The organism is Acetobacterium bakii (assembly GCF_001263355.1).
Taxonomy (GTDB): Bacteria; Bacillota; Clostridia; order Eubacteriales; family Eubacteriaceae; genus Acetobacterium; species Acetobacterium bakii.
This window is the reverse complement of record NZ_LGYO01000008.1, coordinates 239,177-262,858: the sequence shown is the minus strand read 5'-3', so window position 1 is coordinate 262,858 and position 23,682 is coordinate 239,177. Positions and strand designations below refer to the sequence as shown.

The 23,682-nt window shown below is 41.2% G+C and carries 24 protein-coding genes and 1 riboswitch; of the genes, 6 read left to right on the top strand and 18 right to left on the bottom strand.

The genetic code is table 11. The features are described from left to right. Positions 1–46 precede the first annotated feature (46 nt). From AKG39_RS04555 to mtpB, 4 genes are all read right to left on the bottom strand, one after another. Entirely contained in the window at positions 47–1,519 is a 1,473-nt protein-coding gene (locus AKG39_RS04555; protein WP_050739176.1) for a glycine betaine uptake BCCT transporter, read from the bottom strand. 34 nt (positions 1,520–1,553) lie between these two features. After that, positions 1,554–2,360, bottom strand: a complete 807-nt coding sequence (locus tag AKG39_RS04550) for a methyltetrahydrofolate cobalamin methyltransferase (protein ID WP_050739175.1) — start codon at positions 2,358–2,360, stop codon at positions 1,554–1,556. 173 nt (positions 2,361–2,533) lie between these two features. Next, on the bottom strand, positions 2,534–3,163 hold the full coding sequence (locus tag AKG39_RS04545; protein ID WP_050739174.1) for a cobalamin B12-binding domain-containing protein: 630 nt from the start codon (positions 3,161–3,163) through the stop codon (positions 2,534–2,536). 189 nt (positions 3,164–3,352) lie between these two features. Further along, positions 3,353–4,810: a proline betaine:corrinoid methyltransferase gene (mtpB, locus tag AKG39_RS04540; RefSeq protein WP_050739173.1), complete on the bottom strand. Its 1,458-nt coding sequence runs from the start codon at positions 4,808–4,810 to the stop codon at positions 3,353–3,355. 283 nt (positions 4,811–5,093) lie between these two features. On the opposite strand from mtpB, the gene AKG39_RS04535 reads away from it, so the two are divergent. Next, the gene (locus AKG39_RS04535; RefSeq protein ID WP_050739172.1) at positions 5,094–6,374 is read left to right on the top strand and encodes an MFS transporter; all 1,281 of its coding nucleotides are present in this window, start codon (positions 5,094–5,096) and stop codon (positions 6,372–6,374) included. Positions 6,375–6,566: 192 nt separating this feature from the next. Here the strand turns inward: AKG39_RS04535 and AKG39_RS04530 are convergent, their stop codons facing one another. The 9 genes from AKG39_RS04530 to AKG39_RS04490 form a co-directional block, all read right to left on the bottom strand. Continuing rightward, the gene (locus AKG39_RS04530) at positions 6,567–7,808 is read right to left on the bottom strand and encodes a serine hydroxymethyltransferase (protein ID WP_050739171.1); all 1,242 of its coding nucleotides are present in this window, start codon (positions 7,806–7,808) and stop codon (positions 6,567–6,569) included. 24 nt (positions 7,809–7,832) lie between these two features. Beyond that, on the bottom strand, positions 7,833–8,021 hold the full coding sequence (locus AKG39_RS04525; protein ID WP_050739170.1) for a hypothetical protein: 189 nt from the start codon (positions 8,019–8,021) through the stop codon (positions 7,833–7,835). Positions 8,022–8,130: 109 nt separating this feature from the next. Beyond that, the gene (locus tag AKG39_RS04520) at positions 8,131–9,507 is read right to left on the bottom strand and encodes an alpha/beta hydrolase (protein WP_050739169.1); all 1,377 of its coding nucleotides are present in this window, start codon (positions 9,505–9,507) and stop codon (positions 8,131–8,133) included. Between the two features lie 18 nt (positions 9,508–9,525). Continuing rightward, the gene (locus AKG39_RS04515; RefSeq protein ID WP_050739168.1) at positions 9,526–9,963 is read right to left on the bottom strand and encodes an MOSC domain-containing protein; all 438 of its coding nucleotides are present in this window, start codon (positions 9,961–9,963) and stop codon (positions 9,526–9,528) included. A gap of 1 nt (position 9,964) precedes the next feature. Continuing rightward, positions 9,965–10,468 carry a cyclic pyranopterin monophosphate synthase MoaC gene (gene moaC, locus AKG39_RS04510; protein ID WP_050739167.1) on the bottom strand — a complete coding sequence of 168 codons (504 nt, stop codon included), beginning with the start codon at positions 10,466–10,468 and terminating at the stop codon, positions 9,965–9,967. Positions 10,469–10,470: 2 nt separating this feature from the next. Then, positions 10,471–11,430, bottom strand: coding sequence for a GTP 3',8-cyclase MoaA (gene moaA / locus AKG39_RS04505; RefSeq protein ID WP_050739166.1), 960 nt, complete (start codon positions 11,428–11,430; stop codon positions 10,471–10,473). Between the two features lie 28 nt (positions 11,431–11,458). Continuing rightward, positions 11,459–13,399, bottom strand: coding sequence for a molybdopterin biosynthesis protein (locus AKG39_RS04500; protein ID WP_050739165.1), 1,941 nt, complete (start codon positions 13,397–13,399; stop codon positions 11,459–11,461). A 217-nt stretch (positions 13,400–13,616) separates the two neighbouring features. Further along, positions 13,617–14,840, bottom strand: coding sequence for a molybdopterin molybdotransferase MoeA (locus AKG39_RS04495; protein WP_050739164.1), 1,224 nt, complete (start codon positions 14,838–14,840; stop codon positions 13,617–13,619). 88 nt (positions 14,841–14,928) lie between these two features. After that, positions 14,929–15,129 carry a hypothetical protein gene (locus tag AKG39_RS04490; protein WP_050739163.1) on the bottom strand — a complete coding sequence of 67 codons (201 nt, stop codon included), beginning with the start codon at positions 15,127–15,129 and terminating at the stop codon, positions 14,929–14,931. A gap of 119 nt (positions 15,130–15,248) precedes the next feature. Here AKG39_RS04490 and AKG39_RS04485 point away from each other — a divergent pair, with 119 nt between their 5' ends. Beyond that, on the top strand, positions 15,249–15,923 hold the full coding sequence (locus AKG39_RS04485) for a HesA/MoeB/ThiF family protein (RefSeq protein ID WP_050739162.1): 675 nt from the start codon (positions 15,249–15,251) through the stop codon (positions 15,921–15,923). A 10-nt stretch (positions 15,924–15,933) separates the two neighbouring features. Beyond that, positions 15,934–16,440 (top strand): MogA/MoaB family molybdenum cofactor biosynthesis protein, encoded by a 507-nt coding sequence (locus tag AKG39_RS04480; protein ID WP_050739161.1) that lies wholly within the window; start codon positions 15,934–15,936, stop codon positions 16,438–16,440. Between the two features lie 44 nt (positions 16,441–16,484). Here AKG39_RS04480 and AKG39_RS04475 read toward each other — a convergent pair whose 3' ends face one another. After that, entirely contained in the window at positions 16,485–16,706 is a 222-nt protein-coding gene (locus AKG39_RS04475) for a YdbC family protein (protein ID WP_050739160.1), read from the bottom strand. Between the two features lie 14 nt (positions 16,707–16,720). Next, positions 16,721–16,975 (bottom strand): glutaredoxin family protein, encoded by a 255-nt coding sequence (locus tag AKG39_RS04470; RefSeq protein WP_050739159.1) that lies wholly within the window; start codon positions 16,973–16,975, stop codon positions 16,721–16,723. A gap of 157 nt (positions 16,976–17,132) precedes the next feature. Here AKG39_RS04470 and upp point away from each other — a divergent pair, with 157 nt between their 5' ends. Both upp and AKG39_RS04460 read left to right on the top strand, forming a co-directional pair. Beyond that, entirely contained in the window at positions 17,133–17,762 is a 630-nt protein-coding gene (gene upp / locus AKG39_RS04465) for a uracil phosphoribosyltransferase (protein ID WP_050739158.1), read from the top strand. 28 nt (positions 17,763–17,790) lie between these two features. Then, positions 17,791–19,122, top strand: coding sequence for an APC family permease (locus AKG39_RS04460; protein WP_050739157.1), 1,332 nt, complete (start codon positions 17,791–17,793; stop codon positions 19,120–19,122). 128 nt (positions 19,123–19,250) lie between these two features. On the opposite strand, the gene AKG39_RS04455 is transcribed toward AKG39_RS04460, so the two are convergent. Genes AKG39_RS04455 through AKG39_RS04445 form a run of 3 tightly spaced genes read right to left on the bottom strand, consistent with a single transcriptional unit; the run spans position 19,251 to position 22,359 of the window. Next, complete coding sequence (locus tag AKG39_RS04455; RefSeq protein WP_050739156.1) at positions 19,251–20,414, bottom strand: SpoIIE family protein phosphatase; 1,164 nt, start codon at positions 20,412–20,414, stop codon at positions 19,251–19,253. Then, entirely contained in the window at positions 20,414–22,120 is a 1,707-nt protein-coding gene (locus tag AKG39_RS04450) for a [Fe-Fe] hydrogenase large subunit C-terminal domain-containing protein (RefSeq protein WP_050739155.1), read from the bottom strand. The genes AKG39_RS04455 and AKG39_RS04450 overlap by 1 nt, the downstream gene beginning before the upstream one ends. Then, the gene (locus AKG39_RS04445; RefSeq protein WP_050739154.1) at positions 22,120–22,359 is read right to left on the bottom strand and encodes a (2Fe-2S) ferredoxin domain-containing protein; all 240 of its coding nucleotides are present in this window, start codon (positions 22,357–22,359) and stop codon (positions 22,120–22,122) included. The genes AKG39_RS04450 and AKG39_RS04445 overlap by 1 nt, the downstream gene beginning before the upstream one ends. 233 nt (positions 22,360–22,592) lie before the next feature. Further along, a riboswitch (molybdenum cofactor riboswitch) is annotated at positions 22,593–22,709 on the top strand. 81 nt (positions 22,710–22,790) lie between these two features. Between AKG39_RS04445 and AKG39_RS04440 the strand changes: the two genes are divergently transcribed. Next, positions 22,791–23,648 carry an ABC transporter substrate-binding protein gene (locus AKG39_RS04440; RefSeq protein WP_050739153.1) on the top strand — a complete coding sequence of 286 codons (858 nt, stop codon included), beginning with the start codon at positions 22,791–22,793 and terminating at the stop codon, positions 23,646–23,648. Positions 23,649–23,682: the final 34 nt, after the last annotated feature.

Below are 23,682 nucleotides of genomic sequence, written 5' to 3'. Positions count from 1 at the left end.
TCCTTAATTATTTATACCTGTTCTTTCATACTTTCATCATTCAAACTCATTTTTCTGTTTTTTTTTCATTTTTCAATGCTCTAAAAATAGCAAAACACATCAGAATGATAATTAAAACAAAAGGCAGTGCCATAATGATTGCCGTATTTCGAATCGCGACCAATCCACCGCTTAGAAGCAGTACAATGGCCATTAGAGATAATACGATTCCCCATATGATTTTAATTTTATTGTCGGGATTCAAGTCACCGTTTCTTGAGAACATGGCAATTACAAAGGTTGCGGAATCCGCCGAGGTTACAAAGAAAGTCGTAATCAAGAGGATCGCAATGAATGAAATCACTTGCCCTAACGGCAGGTATGACAGGGTCACAAATAAACCGACCGTCACGTCATTGGTGACCGCGGCGACAATGTTAACGCCTTCAAATATTTCAAAATATAAGGCGGTCCCGCCAAAAACAGTGAACCAGATACAGCAGAAGATGGCCGGCATGATGATCACGCCCAGGACAAACTCTTTGATGGTGCGGCCTTTGGAAATGCGCGCAATGAAGGTTCCCACAAAAGGACCCCAGGAAATCCACCAGGCCCAATAAAAGATGGTCCAGTTTCCCAGCCAGGGATCATTTTCAAAGGGGGTTAAGGCCAGGCTCATGGGCAGAATATTTTGAATGTAACCGCTGAGACTCACCAGAAAAGTGTTAATAATAAAGACGGTTGGCCCAAAGAAAAACACAAAGATTAAAAGTGCCACAGCAATAATGATGTTTGTATTGCTGAGTATTTTTATCCCTTTGTCTAAACCGGTGGTGGCGGAAATTAAAAACAGAATGGTAATGACAACAATAATGATGATCTGCACATTAATATTATTGGGCACATTAAAGAGCGTTGCCAGTCCCCCATTAACCTGTAAAGCGCCCATGCCGAGGGAGGTGGAAACACCGATAACGGTTAACACCAACGCCAGAATATCAACGGCTTTGCCAATCGGCCCCTTGGTTTTCTCACCCAGAAGCGGGTATAAGGTGGAGCTGATTAAGCAAGGCCGTTTCTTTCTGTATGTGGCATAGGCCAGAGCCAGGCCGACGATGGCATAGATTCCCCAGGGGTGAAGTCCCCAGTGCAAAAATGCATACCGAAAGGCCATCAAGGCGGACTGACTGGACGCTGCCTCAATCCCCAGCGGCGGCTGGGCATAATGAAAAACCGGTTCGGCAACGCCCCAAAATACCAGGCCGATGCCCATGCCGGCACTGAACAGCATGGCAAACCAGGAAAAATTTGAATACTCCGGACGATCATCATCATCCCCTAAACGAATTTTGCCGTATTTGCTAAAGGCCAGCACTAAAGTGAAAATCAGGACGCCTAAAACCGCAACCAGATAAACCCAGCCCAAATTAGTTGTAATCAGTCCAAACAGTGTGTCCGTTACCATTAATAAAGCCTCAGGAAATAAAAAGCCGAAACTCAAAAATACCAATAAGAGAATAATTGAAATATAAAATACCATATCGTTTTCCTTCCCTTAATTTTCGCTTAGTTTATTATTTTTTAACAGCTCCGATTTGTCCCTGTCGAAATGCTTTACTGTATTTTCGACAATGCTTATCTTTACCAAGAAGTGCATAGGTCGCAAAAATAGTACCCATCATGTCCCGGTTAAGCGGGTCCATAACTGCGCAGTCCATACCTGCCTGGATCGCAAGGGCCATAAAGGTTTTATTCATTAATGCTCGTGCGGGCATGCCAAAGGAAATATTACTGATGGCGCCGGTTACATGAATGGTCGGAAATAGTGCTTTGATTTCGCTAATTTCCTGGGCAAAGTTTAAAAGCGCCTGATTTTCTGTTGACAGCGCCATTACACAGGGGTCAATATGAATGCGGTCTGGGGTGACTCCATATTTAGCAGCTTTTTCAACCATTATTTTGGTGATGCTCACTTTTGTTCCAACATCACAGGGAATGCCATTGTTATCGCAGGTCAGGCCTACCACTTCCCAGGTATTGCCTTCCATAAGGGGCAGCAGCACTTCACATTTGTCCCCTTCTTCAGAAATTGAATTGAGCATCCCGGGTTTATTCGCATACTTGAATACGGCTTCAATTACCCGGGGATTGGGACTGTCGATACATAGCGGTGTATCCGTTGCATCCTGAACTACTTCCATTAACCATTTTAAGGTTTCAATTTCAAACTCGGGTGCGGTACTTGCACAAACATCTATGAAATGCGCGCCGGCTTCTGTCTGCTTAACCGCACGATCTGAAATAAAAGCAGCATCTCTTTTTTCAATGGCTTCTTTAACAGCAGGAATGGTTCCGTTAATTTTTTCTCCAATAATAATCATCTTCGTCTCCTTGTAATATGCATAGAAGGTAAGTTTTTAAAACTTACCTTCTATGCATTTTAATTTTTTAACTTTGTTATTCTTTTTTAAAACCTTTTTTCACTATTTCTGCCTAATTTAAAAACTTTATCTTTTATATCTTCAACTAGGTATATTTTTTACAAATATAACACTTAAGCCCAGGCCTGACAAATTTTAACACCTTCAGCTGCGTTAGTAGTAAATCGATCTGCACCAACAAATTCGCAGGATTCTTTTGTCACAGGATTTCCGCCTATTATAATTTTAGCATCGATGCCATCAGCTTTAAGAGCGGCCACAGTTTCTTTCATGGAATCGATGGCCAAAGTTAAAACACCGCTCATCCCAATAATACAGCCTTTGTTTTCTTTTGCGGTTTTAACAAAAAGTTCCGGTGCAACGTCAATACCTAAATCCACTACTTCAAAACCAGCTGCTTCTGACATGCTTTTAAAGATGTTTTTTCCAATATCATGTAAATCACCATGAACGGTACCGACAATAATAGTTCCTGCAACAGCCGTTTCGCCGCTTCCCAAGACGGGTTTTAAAACTTTAATTGCCTCGGTTAATAATTCACCGGCAAAGATTAGATCGCCGACAAAATATTCGCCTTTTTCAAAAAGATCTCCAACAAATGCCATACCGCCCTGACAAGCTGCAACAGCTTCCTGGGCTTCTGCTTCGGTCGGATTGGTTTCCACAAATTCGGTAAGCAGATCCATTACATCTTCTTCCTCTAAATCTCCAACTGCCTGTGTTAATACTTTTAGATCCAACATATTTTTACCATTCCCTTTTTATTTTTTTCATTAACATTATTGACCAAAATTATTTTAAGTTCCAAAGTCATTTATAAACTTAGTCTGATTTAAAGTCAAAATGTCGGGTTCTATCTGGTATTCACTTAACACTCGTGATCAACTGAAGCGTTAAGTGAACTATTTTCGGTTAATAAATTCCGTTATCTTTTAGAACTTTTCACTTTCCGGCAGATAACGATTTAGAATATCCTGTTGTTTTTTTGTCAAATCCGGGGCTTTATAACTTTCCACCCGTTCTTCAATCTGTTTCGCAGCCCGCTGTCTGATATCTCCAATTTCATCAAATAGAACCGAAGGATCGCCCGCCGTTTTATTGAATATTTTTGATAAATGATGCTCATCCCGATATTCTTTGGGTGTTCTGCCGGCAAGATAATTACCTAATGGGCCAGCTTTTTTGATTTCTTCAAATACTTTGCTTGCCTTTTCATTAGAAATATCGATACCTTTGTTTAACCTTAGTAAAATGCGGTTAACTTCTTCGTCAAGGACGAATTTTTCATAACTTCCCACTGCATATGACTGAAGAATCCCGGCATTATTTAATGCAAAATCAGATTTTCCAAGGTAAGTGGTGAGTAAGGTAGTCATTGTTTCAACACCTGCCTGATAATCCGGTTTGAGTGAATCCGTTCCGCCAACTCCAGTTCTCACCGGAAGACCGTAATAACGACCCAGGGCCAGTGAAGACATTTGAATAAGCTGGGCTTCCGGGGCTCCGATCATAATGGCAGTTTTTCGCATATCTGTTGGCGATGAAACAGTACCGTAAATAACACCAACCCCTGGTTTTATCAATTGTGTTAATACTATCCCCGCCAGAACGGTTGCATTGTTCTGAATGACCGAACCCATTAATGCTGCTGGAGCTGTTAGATTTGTCATCGAACAGGTAATAATGGTAACCGGTTGTCCTTCTTCAATAAGACCCATGATATTATCAAGAACCTCATAGGAATAACCCAATGGCGATAAGGCACAGGCATTGGTTAATAGTACCGGACGATCCCAGATATCATAAAATTCTTTGTACATCGTGGCAATTTCTTTGGCCGCATCCTTTAAGCTTTTTTTCTTAACATTTAAACTATTTGCAACATTCCCGTAGCTTGGTTTGTCGGAATATTTTAAGCATAAGGCAACCTGGGGAATATAAAAATTATCCTGATTTTTATCGAGATCCGGAGTATCATAAGCGGAATTGTTGACAAAATCTGTAACCTCGCTGGTGTGCATAAGTTTTAAAAATTTAACAACATCCGGGAGTAATGCTGGTCGGAAAGTATCATCTTCAAATAAAAATTTTGATGGTCCGTAACAACCCACAGTTTTTGGTTTAAAGCGTTCGCCAATTGGTGTTTCTCCCGCATTGGTTGTTATAGTAAATGACTTTGGTGCTGTTTCCAAAGCTTTGTTCAAAAGTTCTTCGCTGATTTTTACAATATTTCCTTCAACTGTGGCACCATGTTTTCTAAAAACATCAAGTACCTCTTCACTGGCGAAAGAGACGCCAATTTCTTTTAATATTTTTAATGAATACTCATGAAGCAGTTCTACATCACGGGTCGATACGTAGTTCTCATAAAAACGTCTATTAATATACATTGATAAAACCTCCAAGTTTTTAATAAATACATGTATTTCGCAACACAAATATAACATGATCTTTAATTCACTGTCAATCCTTTTTTAATAAAAATCCAGCTTAATTAATCGTCTACATTTAATGTGCTAACTTAATTCTTCGTAGAATATTTATTATTTACTATTTTTTAAGATCAATACCCATCGTTTACAGTCATGAAAATAATTGTTGACCGTTTACAGTTATCGTGCTATACTTCTTTGCAATAGACATGTATTTCGCAATTATGTCTTGGAGGATATTATGAAAAAATTTGGTTTTAGAAATGCGATGGTATTTTTGATTTTAAGTGCCACGGTTGCTCTCGCGTACCAGTTGCCGTTTTTACGATTTACCTTTTACGATCAATTTGCGGCAGCCTATCAACTTACAAATACACAAATAGGTATTCTGGCTTCAGCCTTGAATTTGACCTATACCCTTTGCTACCCCATTGGTGGATGGATGGCAGACCGATTCTCCATGCGTTCCCTAATTTCCACTACTTTAGCAGCTTATGCAGTGTTGACTTTCGCTTTTGCAATGACTACTAACTTTACTGCCCTGCTTATTATTCACGTCCTTTACGGATTCTTCGGTATTGCTACCTTATGGTCTGCTTACCTGAAAGGAATCCGCAATTTGGCCAACAAAGATAACCAAGGTAAAATGTTTGGTAACAGTGAAGCATTGCGAGGTGTCATTCAAACTCTTATGGGTTTTGCTTTTCTTGCGATCGTGGGTCTTGCAGCTACCGAAGCTGCCGGTATGAAGATACTTTTCTTATTTGGATCCGGTGTGTGTGCACTATTTTTTGTTCTAGCCTTGTTCTTTCTTCCAAAAACGGATATCAAAAACGAAGAACATGCAGCAATTAGTGCAACCAAATATAGCGTTGTTGATGTCTTAAAAAACAAAGGCGTCTGGGTCACAATCCTTGTGATTATGTTCGCCTATATCACCTGGGCTCTGGGTAATGCATACATGACTACCTATACGGTACAGGTATTAAACATCTCAACAACAACAGCCAGTGCCATCGGCATTGTCCGAAGCTACATCATCGTATTGTTGGCAGGAGTAATCGGTGGATTTTTCATGGATAAGTTCACTTACAAAGGAAAAGGATTTATTATCATATTCGTCGCAGTCATCGCGGCATTGATTGCTTTACTTTTTTCTGCAAAAGTTATCGCTATCAGCATCGTCCTGACCTTAGTAATCGCATTTTTGGCGAACATTATGAAATCCACTTACTGGTCGATTATGGATCAAGCGGGGATTCCCATCGGCATGACGGGAATGGCTACAGGTATTATTTCATTTATCGCTTTTCTTCCAGATGTATTTTACGGTCCGATTTGCGGAAAGTGGTTGGATGATGCAAAGGCAGCGGGAGATATCGCAGCAGGGTTCAATCAGATTTTCATCTTATTAATTGTTTGTGGAATTCTTGGGGTCGTTTCTTCCATGTTTTTGATCAAGCGAACCAAAGATTTGGAAGAACAAGAAGCTCAAGCAAAACCTGCACTTAATGAGTGCTGATTCCAGCAGCTTGAAGTTCCCAGTTGGCATGCGGTTTCTCAAGCCCACTTCAATTAAAGCTATTGGAAGTTTTATTTTTACTCATAACTTTAATCAATTTTAAACCTTCGGCATAACTGAGGATTGTTGTAATACAAAAAAGCGTCTAACAGAGTTAACTCTGTTAGACGCTTTTTTGTATACTCGCTTTTTCTATCCCATTAGGCCTGGATACAACGGATATTTTTCTGTTAAATAAGCTACTTTTGCCAGTGCCAGTGCCAGATCTTTTTTAATTAGCGCCGCTTCAATAGCATCGGCAACAATTTCCATATCAACTTCCACCATGCCCCGGGTGGTAATGGCAGGGGTACCCACACGGATACCGCTGGTCACAAAAGGACTTTCCTTATCGTAGGGAATGGCATTTTTATTGGCGGTGATATTAACCTTGCCCAATGTTTCATCGGCTTCTTTTCCGGTTAATCCAACCTTGCTGACATCCAGCAGCATCAGATGATTATCGGTTCCGCCGGAAACAATTCGAAATCCCCGTTTTTCAAGAGCTGCCGCCAAAACTTTGGCATTTTTAACAACCTGTTCCTGGTAGGCTTTAAACTCCGGCGTTGCCGCTTCTCTAAAGGCTACCGCCTTGGCCGCGATCATATGCTCTAACGGTCCCCCCTGAGTACCTGGGAAAACACCCTTATCAATTAATTTCGCATATTTTTCTTTGCAGAGGATAATACCGCCTCGTGGACCTCTCAGGGTTTTATGGGTGGTAGTTGTTACAAAATCGGCATAGGGAACCGGGCTTTGGTGCTGTCCTGCGGCGACCAGGCCGGCAATATGAGCCATGTCAACCATCAGGTAACATCCGGCTGCCTCGGTCATTTTTGAAATGCGCTCAAAATCAATGGCTCTGGGGTAAGAGCTAGCCCCAACAACCACCAATTTCGGATGATGTTCGGCAATGAGCTTTTCTATTTCATCATAATTTATAGTTTCAGTTACCTGATCCACACCATAAGATTTGAAATTATAATATTTTCCTGATAAATTGGCTGGGCTGCCATGGGTTAAATGCCCTCCCTGATCCAAACGCATCCCTAAAACGGTATCACCAGGCTCTAAAATCCCCATGTATACTGCTGTATTTGCCTGGGCACCGGAGTGAGGCTGGACATTCGCGTGTTCTGCGCCAAACAATGCTTTAGCCCGATCGATGGCCACCTGCTCAATGGTATCTACGTGGATACAACCACCATAAAAGCGGTGTCCGGGAGTCCCTTCTGCATATTTATTGGTTAAATGGCTGCCCATGGCACTGAGCACCGCTTCGGAAACAAAGTTTTCAGATGCGATTAGCTCCAGATGACTTTGTTGTCGATGCAGTTCCTTTTCCATTAATTCATAAATCTCGGGATCTGCTACCTTAACTTCTTCAAAAAACATATAATTCCTCCATCAAACTCTTTCTTAATTGTCGTTTTGCCGATTTGAAAGTCTCTCCAGGGATGCGGCAATGCTTCGTAAATAAATCGTAAATTCCTCGGTTTTCTTCTGGAAATAAAATACAAACATTATTCCTGCCATTAAAAAAAGGATTAACAGCACTGGAATAATGCCCCAGGCCACACTGGCCAGGCTATTTATAAATTCATTCATTTTGTCCTCCTACAAGCGACACTTGTACGGCTATAACATTTATTATTGTAACACTTTATTAAAACTTTGCAAGTATTAAGCGTAATATTTTTCTTTAAAGTAAAATTTTCTATTCTGAAGAAACCGATACATCAATAGTATTTTCCTGCGCGAACTTAGCCAGATCATTAATCACGTCCTGACTTACTACCCCGGGAATCTCATATTCTTCCGGAGATTTTAATCCATTGCCCTTCATAAACAAATGATTTAAGCCGGAATAACTTTTAAATATCACGTTATTCTTGTGGAGTAACGCATTTTGCCATTGGCTGTATTCCGTCATATTTACTTGATAGTCTTCTTCTCCCTGAAGAATAAAAGCAGGTTTTTCAACAGCTTCCATTTCTTCAGTTGGTTCATAATTTTTAAGATAGAGCCAATAATCTCTTGAAATTCCCAGCAACTGAGAGGACGATTCTGTTGATTCATTATTTAATTGCTTTACCTTATCCCAGGCTGTTTTTGCCTGGGTCATGGTCTCCGCTTCCTGCCTGGTAATGGTATTATCCAAACTTGCCAAATAATCATATTGACGAAGGATGATGTCTTCCAGAGGGGATGTTGACCCTCCGAGAATCATATAACCTGCGGCACCAGGGGTCACCGCTGCTATTTTAGGTATGAGGTATCCGCCAAAATCGTAACCCAAAATAAAAATACCGTTGCCATTGATCTGCACCAATTCCCCTGCATAATTCACAGCATGGACCACATCATCAATGGTTTCTTCTTTTGGTGTGGTATCTGCACCCATGTACTTGCCATAGGTTTTCGTGCGCTTGTCGTAACGGATCGAGGCGATTCCCTGTTGAGCGAGGCCCCAAGCAATATCCCTAAACGGCGCATTGGGACCCTTTGCTTCATCCCGATCCTGTGGACCTGAACCGTGTACCAGTATCACACAGGGGAAGTTTTCACCTTGTGCCGGCGTGGTAAATGTTCCCGACAAAAGAAAAGCATCCTCCCCAAAGGTGATGCTTGCTTCTTTTATATTATCCGGCACAGCCATTTTTGCTATGCCGCCGGAATACTCCAAAATATGGAAACCTGAAATAATGTTGTTTTTATCAAAGGTTACCTGCAGATCCAAATTGGATTTTTCGAAAACACATTGTACTCTGACGGATAAGAACTCCCCATTTTCGATGGTCTTCGTTCCATTTATTTTAATAAATGAGCCGTTTTGAGTTTGAATCTGTGTCCAGATTCCTTGGTATACCTCAGGATTCAACACCTTTTCCATTTCATTTGTATAGTCAAAATCGTCCATGGCATTCTGGAAGCCGGTCTTGGATAAGTCGGTAACAAGTACTACAGCCATTTCTTTAGGTTCGCGTCCAAGGTTTTTATCAGCTTTCAGACTGTTGCTATTGCAACCGGTTAAGAATCCGGCACTGATAACAAAACACAGCACCATGATAAGCCCCTTTACTAAAATTTTCATTTTTTCAGAACACCTCTTTTATTTAACTATTTCGATGCTGTCTCCGGCTTTAATTGTGCCACCTTCTAAAACAATGGTAAAGATCCCTTCCCGAGGCATGATACAGTCTCCGACTTTTTTGGCAATTTCACAGCCGGAATGACATTCTTTCCCGATTTGAGTCACTTCCTGAAGAGTTTCTCCGATTTTCACCTTGGTGCCAATAGGCAGCTCATACAGACAAATCCCGACTGTAGTGATATTTTCCGCAAAGTTACCGGCGCATAAACCTTCAATGCCCTTTTGTGTCATTTTATCAATACTTTCCTGACCTAGAAGACTGACCTGCCGATGCCATTTTCCAGCGTGGGCATCACCTTCCAAGCCAAAATCTTTTATAAATTTTCCAATTTCAATGGGGTTTTTCATTTCCCCTTTTTTTTCGCTGATATTTACTGCCGTCACTTTTGCATTCATTTTATTCCTCCTGATTTTCGTTTCTAATAAAGGTCCCGGACTTTCCGCCGGATTTTTTCATTAAACAAATCTCACTGATCACCATTTCTCTATCAATAGCCTTGCACATATCGTAAATGGTCAAGGCTGCAACCGTTACTGCGGTTAACGCCTCCATTTCCACCCCGGTTTGCCCAATGTTCTTGACGGTGGCCTCAATGTTGATTTTTGAATTAACCTCATCAATTTCAAAGTCAATATCACTTCCTGAAATGAAAATATTATGGCACATGGGGATTAAATCAGCGGTCCGCTTAACCCCCATAATCCCGGCGATTTGGGCAACGCCCAATACATCCCCTTTTTTCATCTGGCCTTCAACAATTTTTGTCAGGGTTTCAGGCTTCATGGTAATCGATCCTTTGGCAACACCTACCCGTTCGGTAGCATTTTTTTCAGACACATCCACCATTCGGCCTCTGCCTTCAGCATTAAAATGGGTAAATTCATTATTCTCTTTTTCCATATTCAGCCTCCAATCTCGTTCATATTTCTCAATAATTGTTTTTCATTGTCATTAATATGATGTTTTTCCGGTTTTTCTGCAATTGCATGCAATATAATTTCCTCATAGGTTTTTCCTTCTTTTCGAAGAGCAAGAATATCGATTTCCTGGTTTGAATGCAGGCAGGGTTTAATCTTTCCATCAGTAGTCACCCGAATGCGATTGCATTCTTTGCAAAAATGTTTACTAATAGGATTAATAAGCCCCACTCGGCCCTTGGCGCCAGGTAATTGATAATATTCTGCCGGTCCGGATTTGTCCGGTTCAGCTAAAGGCTGAAGCTCAGGCACCCGCTTTAAAACTTCATCGTTGGAAAGATACTGATGTTCAGCATAGTCACTGGATTCACCCAATGGCATCAGCTCAATAAATCGGACATCCACTTCATTTTCCATTGTATAGTGAACAAAGGTCTCTATTTCATTGTCATTAAAACCCTTAATCAGTACAACATTAATTTTTATGGGATGAAGGCCGGCTTCCTTTGCTGCTTTAATGCCGGCTAACACATCTTCCACATGTCCCCATCGGGTAATTTTATGATATTTCTCAGGATCAAAGGTATCCAAACTAATGTTGACTCGGGTCAAACCAGCTGCTTTTAATTCTTTTGCGTATTTCGGAAGTAATATTCCGTTGGTGGTCATAGTTAAATCTTTAATTCCAGGAATTTGACCTATTTCTCTTACCAGTTCAATGATCCCATGACGTACCAATGGTTCACCTCCGGTAAGACGGATCTTATCAATGCCAAGGGCGACCCCGGCTTTTACCAGATCAACCATTTCTTCAAATGAAAGATTTTTCTTATGAGGGCGTTTTTCAATCCCCTCTTCCGGCATACAGTATACACAGCGTAAATTGCACAGATCGGTTATAGATAGACGCATGTAGTTTATTTTTCGTCCGTAATGATCCTTCATCAACTTCCTACTTTCTCCTATTAACCTTCTAGGGGTTAATAATTTCTCCAGGATTTTCAAATCCATATCCACCTAATTGTATCAGATCATCCTTAAATTCCTGTGATTTAAGAACATTAATAAATATTTGCACCCGTGGATCTTTCAGATTATCTCGGAGTATTGCAAAATCGTATTCTTCATCGCCAATGGGGATAAAGTCCAGACCCATCATGTTTGCGGCGGACAATACCCCGACCCCAACATCGCCGGAGCCCGATTTCACTGCTGAAGCCACCATCATATGTGTATTCATTTCTCGAGTATAACCCAAAATATCCTTTGCATCAATGCCATTCTTTTTTAAAAGATAATCAAGGAGTACCCGTGTCCCTGATCCCCGTTGACGATTTACCAGGCTAACGTCCTTTCGGGTGAGATCTCCTATCCCTTTGATTTTTTTTGGGTTTCCTTTGGGAATTATAAATCCCTGGGTTCGTTTTACGCCTTTTATCAAAACCACATCCTGTTCTTTTAGGTATCGTTTTAAATATGGCAGGTTGTAAATCCCTGTTTCTTCATCCAGCAAATGGATGGGTGCAAAATGGCACTCACCCTTTTTAATGGCCATAATGCCGCCCAGGCTGCCCACATGAGCCGAGGAGAGATTCACCATTCCGCGGTTTTTATGAATAATATTGGCTAACACATCCATCAGAACATCATGGCTTCCGATTGATACCAGAGTATTCTCAATTTCTTCTGGCGAGCGCATCAGAGTCAGCTCCACCACTGCCCCAGCTTCATAACCTTCAACGTTTTTCGGGATCTTTAGAATGCCATCTGCATTAACCAGCGACATCGTCACACCGGCTCCCCGGTCCAGTGGTGTTGCCACAAAAACATTGTTTACCCGGCCGCACTTCATCCGCACGAACTCCAGGTATTTAAGGGTGGACATAAGCCTTTTCGAGAGAATCGCTTTAATAGTCATCCCCTCAGCATTGGCTTGATGATTGTATTCAAGAATAACAGGTTTAACAAAGCCTTCAAAAACAAAATAAGCCGAAACCGGGTAACCGGGAATACCAATAACCGGCTTTCCTTCAATAATTCCCAGCACCACGGGTTTTCCCGGTTTAATGGCAACCCCATGGATGACCACTTCACCCAACTCTTCAATAAGCCGGCGGGTATAATCCTCAGTCCCTGCTGAGGAACCGGCAGAAATCAGCACCACATCATTTTCGGTTACAGCAGTGGTAATCGCTTTTTTGATTAATTCGTAATCATCGCGTACCGGTGGATAGCGGTTTGGCAAGCCACCATATTCTTTAACCAGACCGGCAAACATATGTGTATTGGAGTCAATGATTTTTCCAATTGACATGTGCTCTCCAGCTTCTACCAGCTCAGTGCCGGTGGGAATGATCCCGACGCTTGGTTTTTCCATGACTTCAATTGAAGTGATGCCGCCAGCCAGTAAAGCGCCAAGATCGATGGGTCGTACCCGATGATAGGCGGGAATAATGAGCTCACCGGCCACAATGTCCTCCCCAATGGGCCGCACATGCTGCCACAGTGCCACCGGACCGTTGATGCTTACCTGCTCATCGTTCTGAATCATAACGTCTTCAATCATAACCACAGCATTATAGGGATCATTGATCACATCTCCGGTATCAACAAAATTAAAGTCTCGGCCTTTTATAAGGGTTTTTGGATTGCGCTCGTCAACTCCGATCATATTCATGGCATCCACACAGATACCATCCATGGCAGAGGCGTTATAATAGGGTGAGGAAATTTTCCCAAACACAGGCTCTGCGGTAACCCATCCTTGGGCTTCTGTCACCGATTGCATCCGGCTTTTTCGATGGGTTGTTTTTGAGGATAAAATCCCAAGATATTTACTGACGGCCACATCCAGATCTTCGTTTTTTAAATATAGATTACGCTCATCTTTTTTTCCTGTATTTTCTGTATTCATTTTAGCTCCATTTCTTCTAAGCCTTAAATTAACTTCGAAATATTCACAAATAAAACGCGATACGAGCTGTCGGTTTATAAACAATTTTGTAACGTCTTCACGAACATCTCCCATCGTGTCCGACGGAGAGTGGAAAAATTATTTCACATAAACCGACAGTACGAAATAGACGCTCAGCAATTACTGCTTTTTAATTTATTTTGAACGGCATCACTTATTAAAATAAGGTGACTTTAACAAAATTCCCGGCGTTTTTGCCTTCTTCATTTTCAGTGATTTCAATGTATCCGTCTGAGTACGACAATAGCGTGATCATGCCTGATTTTCCATGGGTCGGCCGTACCTCGATTGATCCGTCTGAATCTTTTATAGCCACGGTTTGAAAAGTTCTCCGCCCGGGAGCTGCATGAACATTTTCCATTAATGTTCCTTGGACGGTCTGATATTTAAAGTGATCCTGACCATAAAAAACCGTCATAAATTCTCTGAGCATAATCATGTAAACAATAATAGCTGAAGCCGGCTGTCCGGGAAGCCCCACCACTGGTTTTCCATCCACCACGCCTAAAATTGTTGGCTTCCCAGGCTTTATTGACAATCCATGGAAAAGCACCTTCCCCAGAACGTCAATAACCTTAACCGTATAATCCTTTTCCCCCATGGAACTGCCGCCTGACAGCACCACCATGTCTGAATTTATCAGCGCCGCCTCAACTGCCTTTTGAATCACACCAGCATCATCCCTGGCATAGCTCATGGAAATCATCAAAGCCCCAAGGCGTTGGGTGACTGCTCCCAAGGCCGGAGTATTAATGTCGATAACTTCACCGGGCTTGGGGACTTCGCCCGGACGGATGATTTCGTCTCCGGTGGAAATAATGGTAACCCTGGGCAATTTCAGAACATCAACCTCAAGATACCCCAGTGCAGAAAGAACGCCAATATCCTGGGGTCTCAGCAAATGATTTTTTTCAAAAGCCACTTCTCCAATTTTAATATCATCCCCAACAAGCATCATATTTTCATTGGCACCGGCATTGCGATAAATGGCCAGATCATGATCCCCCAGTTTTTCAGTGTATTCAATCATCACCATGGCCTCGGTTCCTACTGGAACCATGCCGCCGGTTGGAACATAAATGGTTTCACCCTGGTTTAACAAAAGGTGGGTTTCCTTTCCCATATCAACCTCACCGGTGATTCGCAGAAAGCCCGGAATGGCACTGGAAGCCCCCTGAATATCCGTCAGTTTGACTGCGTATCCATCCACCACCGAACGATTAAAATGGGGAACATTCATTGCGGAGACAATATCTGTCCCCAGAACCCGACCAAGCCCGTTATTGATGGAAATTTTTTCTGTCGCTAATTTAAGATTTCCAAATGTGTCTCTGATGATTTTTTTCATCTCATCTATTGTTTTAACTTGTAAAAGTTCCAATTTCTTCCTCCGATTCTGTGTTTTTTTAGATAATTGCCATAGTGACCTGAGCTTCGCTGTCTGTTTTTTGAATTCTACAATTACCTCATTATTGTTTTTTATTTCGTCGCCATTGGAGTAGAAACAACAGCACTGCTGTGATGAATAAAAAGGTACCTAGTTTAACAATGAAACTGTCGTCCGGTGACAGGGTGCCAATGGGTATCAAATCTTCACCCACAACACTGTCACTCAAAGTAAAAATTATCAATAAAATTAAACTGCCTGTTACCATAAATCGTTGCTTCATTTTTTCCTCACTTTTCCTATACTTCTATTCTAACGACTTTCTTAATAAAAAACAATATGAATTACTTTCTTTAATTATTCATTAAAAATTGTTATACTGTACAAAAGGAGGCGATTATTGTGTTACGTTATGAACGCAACTTTCCGGCTTTTTCTGCTAAAGACTTTGAACGCATCCAAAATACGTCGGTTTGTGTAGTTGGCTGTGGCGGTTTAGGTGGTTATATCATTGAAATGCTTGCGCGAGTAGGCATCGGTTCCCTAACACTCATTGACGGAGATGTCTTTGAAGAATCCAATCTTAATCGACAACTCTTTTCCACCGAAAAAAATTTGGGTGATTCCAAAGCAAAGACCGCAGCGGCCCGGGTCAAGGCAATCAATAAAAATGTTAAAACCGATTATCATCATATGTTTATCCATGAAGAAAACGGTCTGGCCCTGATTGGTGATTCTCAGATTGTAATTGATGCCCTGGATAACGTTCCATCCCGGTTAATTCTGCAGAGTCTGTGCAAGGAAAAAAAAATCCCTCTGATTCATGGTGCCATCGGAGGCTGGTTTGCCCAGGTCACCACCGTATTTCCAGAGGATGATACCCTGAGTCGGTTGTATTCCAGTGAAACGGAATATGATTCGAAGTCACTTGGAAACCCGGCTTTTACTCCGGCATTGGCAGCTTCTCTGCAAGTATCGGAATGTCTTAAGGTTATCACCAAAAAAGAAGACATCCTCCGAAACAAACTTTTATATATTGATTTACTGTCCAACGATTTTTTTACATTTAATGTATAAGGAGAAAAAAATGTATCGAACTGGAATTATTACCTTAAGTGACAAGGGATCCAAGGGCCTTCGCGAAGATAAGAGCGGCCCGATGATCCAAACCATGCTCGAGACTATCGGTGTTTATGAGGTTGTGAAAACAATCATTCTTCCTGATGATGTTGACACCATCAAGGCTGCCCTCATTGCCTGGGCTGATGAGGACAAACTTGATCTCATCCTAACCACCGGCGGTACCGGCTTTTCCAATCGGGACTGGACCCCTGAAGCAACCATCGCCGTTTGCCATCGACTTGCTCCGGGAATCCCTGAAGCCATGCGCTATCACAGCCTGCAAATTACCCCAAAAGCGATGCTCAGTCGCAGCGCTGCGGGAATCCGCGGCCAAACCCTGATTGTTAACCTGCCCGGAAGCCCCAAGGCTGTTAAAGAAAACCTGGAAGCTATTTTACCGGCTCTGGATCATGGCCTTGACATGCTCTTAAGTTCAGGTTCCGCGGAATGTGCCGAACCCATTAAATTATAAAAAAAAGCGTATTCCACTCAAAGTGAAATACGCTTTTTTAACTTTTAAAGTTCCATGCCATTGAGGATGTCCCGCAATTGGGCAAGCTCATCCGCAGTGAGGGTGATTCCTTTTCGCATTTTTTCGTGATCCGCATTCCAGTCTCTCAAATCATATTTAGGATCGCGTTCATTCCAGCTCACTAAATTCAATTCTTTTTGCCAGCCGCTGGGTAATTCACTTAAAACTCCAACTTCTTCCACAATTTTAAACGTAATTGCCGCCATATCTATCTCCTTTTCTATTCCAATTCTTTTTTTAAGTCTCCGCTAAAATCAAGTTCTCTCAGCTCGGAATAGCCGCCAATAAATTTATCACCTATAAAGATGAATGGTACCGTATAATGATTGGTTTCCTCTTGTAACTTTCGCCGCATTTCAATATTATTGTGAATATCAATATTTGTATATTTTATACCCCTATCATCAAGAAGTCTTACTGCACTCTTACAATAGGGACAATGCGCCCAAGTATATAATTTAATTTCTTTTTTCATATCTGACCTTTCTTATCTTAATCATTACTAAATAAAATGGTATTACTACATTTTAACCCTTATTTTTGAACTGTCAACAAATTATTCTTAAAAAATTGTAGAATAATAGCGCCTCTTATCGTATTATTAAACTAAGAACAATTAAAAGGAGACTATAATGCAAAATGTAACTGTTGTGGATCATCCACTAGTGGCCCACAAATTAACCCATTTAAGAAAAATGGAAACCCCATCTCGGGAATTCAGAGAATTGGTCAAAGAACTATCGAGCCTTATGGCGTGGGAAGTTACGAAACACTTTCCATTAAAAGATGTCGACATTGAAACCCCGATTTGTAAAACCACTCAAAAGGTTCTAGCTGAAAAAGATGTGGTTATCGTTCCGATTCTTAGAGCCGGTTTAGGTATGGTTGAGGGCTTTACCAACATTATTCCAAAAGCAAAAATTGGCCATGTTGGACTTTACCGCGATCCCGAAACCCTAAAAGCTGTAGAATACTATAAAAAACTTCCCACCGACATCAGTGAACGCGAAGCCATTATTGTTGACCCCATGCTGGCTACCGGTGTTTCTGTGATTTATACCATCAAAATTCTGAAAGATGCCGGATGTAAGAACATTAAAGTTGTTCACATTCTTGCCTGCCCTGAAGGCCTTAAAGCAGTGACCGCCGCCTATCCCGAAATTCCTATTTTTTGTGCTGCCATTGATGACCGCCTTAATGAGCATGCTTACATTGTCCCGGGATTAGGAGATGCCGGCGACCGCCTCTTTGGAACAAAATAATATTGACTCTTGAATTGGAGGTTCGGACATGAAACAACCAAAATACAGCCTGTTCACAGCCATTGCCTTAATTGTCGGCATCGTTGTGGGATCCGGTATTTTTTTCAGAAGTGATAACATCCTTATTGCTACCAACGGAAACGTATTTCTGGGGGTAATGATCTTCACTGTTGCCGCCATCAGTATTGTTTTTGGTTGCCTAACCATTGCTGAACTGGCCGCTCGAACCGACAATCCTGGTGGAATTCTGACCTACGCCAAAGAATTCATCAGTCCAACCATGGGCTGTGCCTATGGTTGGTTCCAAACCTTTATTTATTTGCCCAGCATTACCGCCATTTTAGCCTGGGTGTCCGGTATTTATTTTTGTATTTTATTTAATATCGAGCAAACTCTGGAAATCCAGATTCTCACTGGCATCGGATGCTTGTTGGTACTTTTTATTACCAACATTCTCTCCGCCCGACTGGGCGGCTATTTCCAAAATGGCGCCATGATTATTAAATTGATTCCTCTTGTCATCATTGGCGTGGCAGGACTGCTTTATGGCGGAAGTGAGACTTACTTCACCAATGAAGCAATTTCGCAGATTACCTCAACTGCCTGGATTGGAGCCATTGCTCCAATTGCTTTTTCTTTTGATGGCTGGATTATTTCTACTTCATTGGCCTACGAAATTAAAAACAGCAAGCGAAACCTTCCTTTGGCCCTGACCATCAGTCCACTTTTTATATTGATTCTGTATATCATCTACTTTGTGGGGATCTCCAACCTAATCGGACCAGCAAAAATTATGGAGATGGGTGATGCTCATCTTGATTTTGCCGCAAACATGATTTTTGGTCCCGGTGGTGCAAAAATCATCATGCTCTTTGTCTTCATTTCAGTTCTGGGCACTTTAAACGGTCTGATCATGGGTATGACCCGTATGCCTTTTGCCTTGGCCCTGGATCATATGCTTCCCGGCTCAGAAAGATTAGCCCGGATTTCAAAAAAATCAAACTTTCCAATAAACTCGGCATTTTTCGCCATGGGTGTTGTAGCATTTTGGTTGGTTCTTCATTATTTTACCCAAAAATATCTTTTGTTACCAAATTCAGATGTTTCAGAAATAGCCATTGTTACCAGTTACCTTTTATATTTGGCACTCTATTATAAGGTCTTTGTCTTATGGCGAAACAAAGAAATCAAAAGTATTTTTCGTGGCCTGATCTGTCCGATTTTCGCCTCCATCGGATCACTGATTATTTTTTCAGGAGGCTTTCAAAGCCCGCTTTTTTTATTATACATCGCCATCTGTTTCACGGCCTTTTTTGCCGGTTACATTTATTACCGCTTTGGGGTTTTAAAAAAAATATAAAAAAGATTTTAATTTATGTTTAATCTGAAAATCCCTGGGTAATTAATTGACAAGTCGATTTTCTCCTCGGAAAATAGATAAAAAAAAGAAGACCTGCCCTTGCAACCCGGGCAGGTTTTCTTTTTTATTTAAACATATACAATATTGACATCCTTGTTAAAATAATGGAGCATGTCGATGAGTTTTTGAGTGACCTTCCATTTTATGGTCAGTTCTTCTGGAAAATCAGGGTTCTGATGATCCGGATTAATGGAATTTCCCATGATGATATCAATGGTATTACACTCATTGATTAAATAATTTGCCAGCATCGATGCCCCATTATTTTGTTCGAAAATTTCACGACCACTACGGTTATGAACATAGTCTTCGATTAGTTTCAGAGTTTCCCGAATGGTCAGCACCCCTTCGGTTACTAAATCGATACTATCCATACGTCCAATGGGCGGGACCTTTTTAGACATTGTCGAGAGATCAATTTTTATTTCTTCACCATACTCTCTGGCCACAATATTCCCGGCGGTTCCTCCGCAGACAATTTTAATCCCTCTTGCTTTGTCCAAAATTCTTTTTATTTCAGAATCCTTTTCTTTATCAAGAGGCGGTCCTGAAAACAAAGTCACATACTTGTGCTCCTGGGCTTTGATAACAACAGCTGTTGTATCATCGCCTGGTTCTTCGCCATACAAGTTATTGCAGACATCAACAAGAGCCATTGACATATCCTTTGCTGATTTACCTTCATATGAGCGAGCCAGCAAATAATCTGCAGCCTGCTCCCATTCCCAGCCGAAATTCATAAAGTTTCCAACCCCGGCATGAATAACTCCATCACTGAAGAATGCCATAATATCGCCTTTTTCAATTTCCATTGATGTTTCATAAACTGCTTTCCCCTGAAATTCAACTTCAGTACGATTAAGTTGAATAATCTCCCCATCTCTTATAAAAACTAGTGGCGGATTGTCAAATTCAACAATATAAGCTGTTTTATTCCGAAAAACCTGAACAATAGTAAATGTCGAATAGGCGAGATTTCGAACCTTACATTTAGGCAGGGTGGCTTCCAGGGTTTCCAACACGTCTTTGATCCCCATTTTTTCTTCAAGCATGGTGGCGGTTATGGTTGACGTCAGCGTTGCCAGAATATTCGCCTTTACCCCGCTTCCCAAACCATCCGCTAAAACTGCAATCACACTTTCATCGTTTATACGAACCTCAACGTTATCTCCGCATAGTTCTTCATGAACCTTATTGACACTATCACTGGCGATATCCATAAATAAAGGCATTAGCTTTCATCTCCTCGATTTCCGATAACCTTTTGCAACTTCGTCAAGGTCACTTTAGTTTCAGCAGTTGTTTCTCCCAATAATCCAGCTATTTCATGAGCCACACGCATTTGTTTGTCAATAACCCGTTGGGCCATGCTCAGTGTTTCTTCCTGCATCTTCATAAATACCTGCTCCTGTTTTTCCTGATCAGTAATATCAATGAAAATTCCCATGTAGAGTTCCTGCTCAGGAATATATGTCAAAATCTCCATAAACACCCGATTTTCTCGGTGATAAAGACCTTTTCCGTTATAAATATTTTCTTTTTCAAAGTCCAGTTTTTTAAATGGGTTATAATCCAGAACATCCATGAAATTGTAATGAAAGACGTCCTCACGTTTGACATTAAACAGACGTTCTGCGGCGTCGTTAAATTCAATGATCCGATATTTTTTATCGAGCACAGCAATGGCATTGGGTGTGGTCGTAATAATAAGATTTGAAATCGCCTCGTTTTTGCTTGATATCAACGGCAGACACATCTCGATCTCAGCCATATTCCAGTACACCGCCCGGGCTTTATCGCGGCAGGTATCATAACCGCAGGTGCCACAATTAAGTTCATCCGCTTCGCTGAATTTGGACATCTGCACCAATATTTTCTCAAGTTCTGCTTCAGGAACATTCCCAAGGTGATGAACCGGACGTGCTCGAAAACTCCTTCGGGTATCGATTTTATTCGGAGCGTTATCCTCAGAATCGTTATCAACATTCTGATCGATATAGGTTTGGAGCATTTCAACCTTTTCATATTTTGACAACTGACTATGAATATTCCCGGGACCATTGATACAGCCTTCTTCACAGGCATTCATTTCAATCCAGTATTTTTTATCCAAATGACACATTTCATCTAAAAATTGCATACAATCCTCGACACCGTCAATCCGGAGTATTTTACGACTGCCGTCAAGATTTTCCACACTACTTTTGGCCAGACCGCCAACGATTGGATAAAGACGGCCGATACTGTTTCCCACCGCATCAAAATCTTCAATTCCCATGGTATTGGGAATGATGTTTTCTTCTTTTATCCAGGTATCAATTTCATCAAAGGTTAACACCCCATCGATAATGCCCTTGACCTCGTCTTCCAGGACTTCCATTTTTTTTGAAAGACAGGAACCTGCATATACAATTTTAGCATCAGGATACTTTTCCCGAAGGATTTTCCCATGGGCAATCATTGGTGACACTTCCGTGCTGAGAGCCCCAATATACTCAGGATAATAAATTTCAATAAGATTTTTGATAGAGGCACATGAGGATGCAATGACAAAATTCTTATCGCTGTAATAATCCCTGGCATAGGCCTTGGCAACAGCCTCGGCTCCAATGGAAGTTTCTTCAATAATGGTAAAGCCTAATTTTCTCAATATTCCCAGATACTGGCGGGGATGATCCAAATAATAAACTGATGGAAAAACCCCGGACAAACTCAACACGACTTTTTCGGTTTTCAACCATTTTTTAATTGTTTCAACATCGCTTTTTATTTCTTTTGCATTGTGCGGACAAATTTTAATGCAATTTCCGCAGCCAATACACATGCTTGGTATAATCTGAGCATGCTTATCTTTAAGCTTGATCGCCTTGATCGGGCAATTGCGAATGCATTTATAACAATTGCGACATTTATCTTTTGAAAAATTAATTATTCCCATTATTTTTCCCCCATGATTTTTTCGAAAATTTCTACCACATTATCTTTGGAAACAGAATAGGTAATATCATCGCACTTTACTGAAACCCCCAGGGTACAGTTTCCCATACAAAAAGAACCTACCAACTCAATTTGGTCTTTTAAATCCCGTTCATCAATGATTCGGTTTAATGCCTGAACTACATCGTAAGATCCATAAACATGGCAGGCACTGCCAATACACACACTTATTGTTTTCATAATTAATTCCTCTTCCAAAATGGTCTAATAGTTTAATGGTATCACCTGACTATTTTACTGTCAACGGGTCTACAAAAATGTCATGGTGAAAAGCATTCCCGGATCTATTCTTATTAATTCAGATAAAAAATCGTTTTTTTTCTGAATAAGGTAAATCTTGCTTTATTGAAGATCCTTGACGCCCTTTCGCTTGTCTGATAAAATAACTATAAATAATTGAATATCGTTTTCATTATGGAAAGACAATCCGAACTGACTAACCTCGTTTTTTTAATGGTTTTTCAGTCGATAGAGGATGGTTGGAAACGGCCATGCTTACCAGTGTGTAAAGGATGGTGGCTTCATAAAATTCATCGACTTTTTTTGAGTCTCCTTCCTTTTTTTGTCATCTCAGGGTTATCCCTTTGATAATATTTTTAGGAGGAAAAAAAATGAAAAAGAAACTAACGTTATTTTTGGCCGTTATTTTTGTTTGCGCATTAGCATTAAGCTTTGCCGGATGTACAACTACCGAAAAGGCATTGGAGCCAGGCTCCAACGGTGAAATCATTCTGGCCACCACCACCAGTACCCAGGACAGCGGACTTTTAGAAGTCATCCTGCCTGACTTTGAAGCCAAAACAGGCATTGCCGTAAAAGTTGTGGCTGTGGGAACCGGAAAAGCCATTGAAATGGGCACAAAGGGTGAAGCCGATGTTTTACTGGTTCATGCCCGAACTCAGGAAGATAAGTTTATGGCCGATGGTTTTGGCGTCGAACGTTTCGATGTTATGTACAATGACTTTGTTGTTCTAGGACCTACCGCTGATCCTGCCCAGGTAAAAGCCAATGCTTCTGCTGATGCAGTGAAGGCTTTTACTGCTATTGCCGGAGTCCCCTCTACCTTTGTATCCCGGGATGATAAATCCGGAACCAATACTAAGGAACTGGAAATTTGGAAAGCAGCCAACATTACTCCGGCAGGCGACTGGTATGTCAGAACCGGAACCGGTATGGGCGAAACCCTTACCGTAACCAACGAAAAGCTTGGTTACACTCTGGCTGACCGGGCTACCTATGCCAATATGAAAGATACCCTCTCGGGTTTAGAAGTTGTTTGCGAAGGTGATCCTCTTCTGCTTAACCCTTATGGTGTCATAACCGTTTCACCAACCATTAATGATCAGATTAATGCTGACGGTGCAAAGGCTTTCGCTGACTGGATTATCTCACCGGAAACCCAGGAACTTATTGGTTCCTACGAAATAAGCGGTGAACAACTCTTCATACCAAGTGCCGAACAAAAATAGCAACTGAACAAATTACTTTAATCCTGGGGGATTT

Bases quoted from the DNA above. Each gene is read 5' to 3' on its own strand.
- AKG39_RS04555 (WP_050739176.1), bottom strand. From the start codon at position 1,519: ATGGTATTTTATATTTCAATTATTCTCTTATTGGTATTTTTGAGTTTC.
- AKG39_RS04550 (WP_050739175.1), bottom strand. From the start codon at position 2,360: ATGATTATTATTGGAGAAAAAATTAACGGAACCATTCCTGCTGTTAAA.
- AKG39_RS04545 (WP_050739174.1), bottom strand. From the start codon at position 3,163: ATGTTGGATCTAAAAGTATTAACACAGGCAGTTGGAGATTTAGAGGAA.
- mtpB (WP_050739173.1), bottom strand. From the start codon at position 4,810: ATGTATATTAATAGACGTTTTTATGAGAACTACGTATCGACCCGTGAT.
- AKG39_RS04535 (WP_050739172.1), top strand. From the start codon at position 5,094: ATGAAAAAATTTGGTTTTAGAAATGCGATGGTATTTTTGATTTTAAGT.
- AKG39_RS04530 (WP_050739171.1), bottom strand. From the start codon at position 7,808: ATGTTTTTTGAAGAAGTTAAGGTAGCAGATCCCGAGATTTATGAATTA.
- AKG39_RS04525 (WP_050739170.1), bottom strand. From the start codon at position 8,021: ATGAATGAATTTATAAATAGCCTGGCCAGTGTGGCCTGGGGCATTATT.
- AKG39_RS04520 (WP_050739169.1), bottom strand. From the start codon at position 9,507: ATGAAAATTTTAGTAAAGGGGCTTATCATGGTGCTGTGTTTTGTTATC.
- AKG39_RS04515 (WP_050739168.1), bottom strand. From the start codon at position 9,963: ATGAATGCAAAAGTGACGGCAGTAAATATCAGCGAAAAAAAAGGGGAA.
- moaC (WP_050739167.1), bottom strand. From the start codon at position 10,468: ATGGAAAAAGAGAATAATGAATTTACCCATTTTAATGCTGAAGGCAGA.
- moaA (WP_050739166.1), bottom strand. From the start codon at position 11,430: ATGAAGGATCATTACGGACGAAAAATAAACTACATGCGTCTATCTATA.
- AKG39_RS04500 (WP_050739165.1), bottom strand. From the start codon at position 13,399: ATGAATACAGAAAATACAGGAAAAAAAGATGAGCGTAATCTATATTTA.
- AKG39_RS04490 (WP_050739163.1), bottom strand. From the start codon at position 15,129: ATGAAGCAACGATTTATGGTAACAGGCAGTTTAATTTTATTGATAATT.
- AKG39_RS04480 (WP_050739161.1), top strand. From the start codon at position 15,934: ATGTATCGAACTGGAATTATTACCTTAAGTGACAAGGGATCCAAGGGC.
- AKG39_RS04475 (WP_050739160.1), bottom strand. From the start codon at position 16,706: ATGGCGGCAATTACGTTTAAAATTGTGGAAGAAGTTGGAGTTTTAAGT.
- AKG39_RS04470 (WP_050739159.1), bottom strand. From the start codon at position 16,975: ATGAAAAAAGAAATTAAATTATATACTTGGGCGCATTGTCCCTATTGT.
- upp (WP_050739158.1), top strand. From the start codon at position 17,133: ATGCAAAATGTAACTGTTGTGGATCATCCACTAGTGGCCCACAAATTA.
- AKG39_RS04460 (WP_050739157.1), top strand. From the start codon at position 17,791: ATGAAACAACCAAAATACAGCCTGTTCACAGCCATTGCCTTAATTGTC.
- AKG39_RS04455 (WP_050739156.1), bottom strand. From the start codon at position 20,414: ATGCCTTTATTTATGGATATCGCCAGTGATAGTGTCAATAAGGTTCAT.
- AKG39_RS04450 (WP_050739155.1), bottom strand. From the start codon at position 22,120: ATGGGAATAATTAATTTTTCAAAAGATAAATGTCGCAATTGTTATAAA.
- AKG39_RS04445 (WP_050739154.1), bottom strand. From the start codon at position 22,359: ATGAAAACAATAAGTGTGTGTATTGGCAGTGCCTGCCATGTTTATGGA.
- AKG39_RS04440 (WP_050739153.1), top strand. From the start codon at position 22,791: ATGAAAAAGAAACTAACGTTATTTTTGGCCGTTATTTTTGTTTGCGCA.